At 46.9% G+C, this 2,565-nt stretch carries 4 protein-coding genes; all 4 read right to left on the reverse strand.

The genetic code is table 11. From position 1 onward, the window contains the following. Positions 1-108: 108 nt before the first annotated feature. Positions 109-465 (reverse strand): phage holin, LLH family, encoded by a 357-nt coding sequence (locus tag AC4ED1_RS14505; protein WP_490939841.1) that lies wholly within the window; start codon positions 463-465, stop codon positions 109-111. A gap of 3 nt (positions 466-468) precedes the next feature. Next, entirely contained in the window at positions 469-1,260 is a 792-nt protein-coding gene (locus tag AC4ED1_RS14510; RefSeq protein ID WP_490939842.1) for an N-acetylmuramoyl-L-alanine amidase, read from the reverse strand. Between the two features lie 46 nt (positions 1,261-1,306). After that, complete coding sequence (locus AC4ED1_RS14515) at positions 1,307-1,720, reverse strand: hypothetical protein (protein WP_490939843.1); 414 nt, start codon at positions 1,718-1,720, stop codon at positions 1,307-1,309. Positions 1,721-1,797: 77 nt separating this feature from the next. Next, positions 1,798-2,565 (reverse strand): DUF4376 domain-containing protein (locus AC4ED1_RS14520; RefSeq protein WP_490939844.1); only part of this gene is annotated, 768 nt, incomplete at its 5' end.

Consider the following 2,565-nt stretch of genomic DNA (forward strand, 5'->3'; position numbering starts at 1 on the left):
GTGTGTTTTAGCCACTCCCCATCCCGTTCCCTGAGATATGTGCATAGTCAAAACGTTTGTTCTGTTTTGTGGTTAAAAAATATCCCCGGCTCACGGCCAGGGATAAATTTATTTCGCGAAGCGTTTCTGAACACCTTCGGTTTCCAGCCACGCTTTTTCAATTGCCACCTTTGCTGCAGTTGCGTCAAACAGAATCCCTCTGTTTTTTGCTTGATTCTCAAGGTAATTCAAGGCGTGACTCAACTTCTCATGTCCAGCCAAATCCCGATAAGCCGTTTCGGCGAACGCGTAGGCTTCCCGAGCCAAAAGATGCAAGAGCTCTGTCTGTTGGGCATCCGCATGAGTGAAAATGTAGGTTTCAATCCTGCGTTTAAGGACTCCGAGGCCATAGAAAAGAGCAATGGCCGCAATCTGGATAATAATTGTCAGCCCTTGAGAAATGTATGGGGTAATTAACTCCTTCATGGTCTATTTCAACTCCTTGGCAGTTTTAATTTTTTCATCTACCTTGTCCAGGATTCTGCAGACGACCGCAGCCGCTTGCCCCCTTGTGAAAGGATCGTCCGGGCCGAATTTAATCGGGCCGTCGTCATATCCGCGCATAATCCCTTCTTTTACCACTCGCTGAATCTGCTCGTTAAATTCGTGCTCCTTCCAGTCAGTTCCGGAATCGTTGCCTGTTCCCGCATTTTGGGGTGCCGGTGCGAGGTATGCAACATTGAAAACCTGGCATACGCCGCGAACATATGCTTCCGCTAACCCTTGCATATATGCTTCATCTTTAAGAAAGGTAGCATCTTCAGGGCTATCAACAAAAAGGTTTTCAAATAAAATGGATGGCATGTTTGTCTCTCGACACACAGCCAAATCTTTCTCTTTCATCCCGCGATCCGCGATTCTAAACTGTCCATTGTAGGCAACAATCTCTTGATGAACGATCATGCGAATGCGCTGGGTCTCTGCTTTACCAGAGTAGTCTCCAGGTTGAATAAAGGATTCAAACCCTGTCCCGCCTCCGGCGTTGTTATGGAAAGCCAAGAAGAGATTTGAACCAGCCCGATTTGCCATGTCCGCCCTCTGAGAAAGCCCAACATACTCATCGCCCTGTCGGGTAAGTTGCACACGAAACCCACAGCGCTGCAGACCTACTGCTACCTTTGTCCCCAAGTATTTGGTTAACTCTTTTTCCACCAAACCATTAGCTTGAGCACCACCATCCGGGCCTCCATGTCCAAAGTCAACTGTTATTAACGGCATCATCAGAAATCCCTCCTAAAATTAAAAGAACGCCCGAAAGCGCCCTTCGTTAGTTCTGAACACTAACCAGATATTGATTGTCCCATAAATCACCCGGTGTAACGTCACCGGTTGTCTGATCAATCATTCGAATACCTGTTACTTCATGCACCGCCTTTACCAGTTCCTCGGAACAGATAAACTTTTTCGGATCGTCATAATAAACATTTATCCCAAACTTTTTACGGAGCAGGAGGGCAATCACCTCCCCCCATCCGTAACGGCTCCCTTCCGTAGCGAGTATGCGGCTGAGAATAGCTTGCCGCTGTTGATATGGAAAAATAAGCCGTTTAACTTGATAGTTTTCGTATTCATCCAGGCTGGAGTATCCTGCCTCTCGAAAACTGTTGGCCTCAAACACGGTTTGACCTACAACAAAATAGGCTACATGGAAGTATTCGCTCCCTGTAGCCCATCGGATCATCCAAGCTATGATCTTGTCTATGATAGAAGCGTTTCGCCTACGCTTCACAAAAATTATATCGCAGGGTTCCAAAGGGATCACCACACAATAGTATTAATTTCACTTATCGTTTTTGCTGCAGATACCTGTGCTTCCAATTGATAGAACCTCATGTGTTGCTCTCGCTCGAACTGGCCCGCTTCTTTTAAGACAGCAATAAATTCGTCTCGCGTATGGCTCACCAGACCGGCGTCCTTCGTCAACCACTCAACAACGGAAATCGACGGGTCCAACGAAAGCAGAGCGGCTTGCCCCTGTAATTTCCTTTGATCGGACTCCTCGTAAAAGTATTGGTGGCCGGTTGTAGTAGACGTGAACCCGGCCAGGATTGTCTTATCCATCTGCCAACGCAGTAAGTCGACTTTAGCTTTTTTGTACTCGTCAAGCGAGTTGACAGATGGGTTCAAAGCTACATAGCGTTCTTCTGGTGTCAGGCTCGTGATCGGCTGCTTCGACTGTAAGGTGCCCGTAACGGTGACCTGATTGAGTCTAGTCTGTGTCGGCTGTCCGACGATGATCGTTTTTGACCCCGGTTCGGAAATCAGGATTTCCACTACGGCTTTCCCTTCAACCGCTTCTATGGTAGCAATGGTTTTCCCGGTCTCAAGTTCGACAAATTCAACAAGTTCTGTTTTGGGCGGTACTTGGGCGGTTATTTCAACGCTTTGCGAAATAAAACTTCCTGAATTGTCGGTTTGAAGGATAACCGTCCCTCCTCCAATAAGAATAGCAGGGAGAGTTTCTATAAGATTATCATTGTCGTCATAGACATTGAAACCTACAAACCTCATAACAAAGACCTCCTC

The organism is Effusibacillus sp. SKA8 (assembly GCF_058273125.1).